Annotated in this window: 2 protein-coding genes; both read left to right on the top strand. The window is 67.0% G+C overall.

Annotated features, from left to right (window positions below; all coding sequences use genetic code 11):
• On the top strand, nt 1-892 hold an 892-nt coding region (locus WKW79_RS36830), incomplete at its 5' end, for a DUF2345 domain-containing protein (protein ID WP_340340165.1).
• 112 nt (nt 893-1,004) lie between these two features.
• On the top strand, nt 1,005-2,399 hold a 1,395-nt coding region (locus tag WKW79_RS36825), incomplete at its 3' end, for a DUF6531 domain-containing protein (RefSeq protein ID WP_340340164.1).

The raw sequence follows: 2,399 nt of genomic DNA, 5'->3' as shown, positions 1-2,399 counted from the left end.
GATCAGCATCACGGCCAAGGAGGAGGTGCTGATCAATGGCGGCACCAGCTACAGCAAGTGGAGCGCCAGCGGCATCGAGCACGGTACCAAGGGGCTGTGGCGCGAGCATGCCTCCGTGCACTCCCTGGTCGGCCCCAACAGCCTGGGTTCGCCCACGCTGCCCGAGACGATGAAGCTCGGCAAGGGGCAGTTGGACCTGTTCAACCACTACCTCAAGCCCGATGGAGACAAGCGCCAGGGTGTGAAGCAGGGAGGGTACACGGTGACGGACTTCGAGGGCGGGGTGCACTCGGGCAGTCTGGATGGGCAGGGCTTCGCCAGCGTGGCGGGGCTTCCGATCGGCACGGCCAAGGTGGTGTTCGGCAAGGATCCGAGGGATCCGTGGGATGAGGCGAGTCACTTCCCGGATTCGGAGAAGTGGCCGCCCAAGGCGATTGCGGACGGCGTGGCCTCGAAGAGCTCGGCAGGCGCTGCGGGTGGTGCCGGGCGACCAGGCGCGGCGGGACTGTGGCAAGGCGTCAAGGCCTTGGGTAGCTCGGCCGGAGGAGCCGCGAATGGCCTTGGAGGACTCGGCAGTGCAACCGGAGCGCTCGGCCAAGTCGGCCAAGCGGCCGGCATGGCGCAACAAGCCGCGGGTGCGGTGCAGACCGTGAAGCAGGGCGGTGCCAAAGCCGTGCTGGGACAGGCGGGGCAGATCGTCGGCGTGGCGGCAGGGGCGGCCTCCGGAATCGCCGGCGTTGCGGGCATAGCTGGTGCGGCGGGTGGTTTCGCTGGACCCGCCATGCAGGCGATGGCGGCCAAGTTGCCGGAGGCATTGCCAAATGCCGGAGCGAACTGGGCCAAGGGTGGCATGCGCACCCCGCCCGGACAGACGCCAGGCTTCGCGGGTTGAGCGACAAATGGTGTGAGACAGATTGGAAGTTGAGATAGGTCGAGACAGGTCGAAGTAGTGCGCGACCGCCAGTGGGCGGCGCTGTCAGAAGAAGATCAGGGATAACTAAAAAATGTCAGATCAGGGAGCCCCGGCGACGCCGCCGGAGACGAAGGAGCGCGAGCGCCAGATCGCCGTCGCCCCTCTTAACACCATCGCCCCCGAGGACATCGGCGAGAGCGGCAACAAGTTCGACGAGTGGCTGCGCGAGATCAGCGGCGGCTACATCACCCTGGAGCGCCTGAGCACCGTGGCCGGCAGCCTGCCGGTGCTGGGCAACATCATGGCGCTGATCGACGTTGTCACGGACATCGTCACGCTGGTGCGCCAGGTGATCGAGAAGAAGCGCACCGAGTTCCTCGACTGGGTGAGCCTGGGCATCAACCTCATCGGCGTGCTGCCCACGCCACTCGCGGCAGCGCGCATGAGCCTGCGGCCCACGCTGCACCTCGTGCGCCAGAACGCCGCCCAAATCGGCGATGCGCTCATCGCCGTGCTGGTGTCCCACCTGAACGCCACCATCGCGGGCGAGATCGACAAATTCGTCCAAGGCGCGGTGGGAAAACTGCCCGAGCTCCTCGACGAGTGCGCCAAGCAGGCCGAAGACGTCATCGATGACCTGATCAGCGTGCTGCGCCGCTGCACTGGCGGCGAAGACCTGTTCAAGGTCGCCGCCCCCGTCACCGCCGAGACCGCGCTGCACGACCCCAGGAAGCAAAGCACCTGGGCGCGCATGCTGGCCGCAGCCGACCGCTATGCCAGGCAGGCGGCCAACTACGCCGTCAAGGTCGCGGCCAGTCGCTTGCCGGCGAGCGCCAAGGCTGTGATCGAGACCGTGGTCCGGGGCTTGACCGACTTGAAGGGCCTGCTGCGCGAGCAGTTGACGGCGATGGCCGACGCCAAGGCAGAGAAGTCCATCATGTGGCTGTTGCAGCACCTGCTTGCGGCATCGCGCGCCTACAAGGCCAAGCACGGTGCCCTCGTGCCGCAAAAGAAGGGCGCCAAGGTCGAGGCCAACAGGACCGGGGGCGAACTGGGTGCCAACAACAACCAGGCCCCCGCCAAAGGCAACCCCGGCTGCAAGAACTGTCCGGCCCCCGCGGAGAAAGGCGGCGCCATCAGCCTAGCCACCGGACGCGAGAGCTTCAGCCACAGCGACTTCGTCCTCTCCGCGCCCTTGCCCATTGCGTGGACCCGGACCTACAGCAGCGACCTGGCCGCCTATGACAAGGGTCTTCTTGGCGCACGCTGGCTGACGCCCTTCAGCACGCGCGTCGACGTTGTTGAGGCCAATGGCCAGGCTGCACTGACCTATCACGCCGCCGATGGCCGCAGCCACAGCTTCCCCGTACTGGCTGTCGGCCAGAGCCATCGCAACGAGATCGAGCAGATCACGGCCACGCGCCTGTCGCAGACGCTCCTCGTGCTGGACTTCGGCAAGCCCATGCCCGCGGGCGAGCAGGCCGAC

The organism is Variovorax robiniae, from assembly GCF_037889955.1.
Lineage (GTDB): Bacteria > Pseudomonadota > Gammaproteobacteria > Burkholderiales > Burkholderiaceae_C > Variovorax > Variovorax robiniae.
Note: the sequence above shows the minus strand (reverse complement) of the source record. Positions and strands in the feature narration are given on the sequence as shown.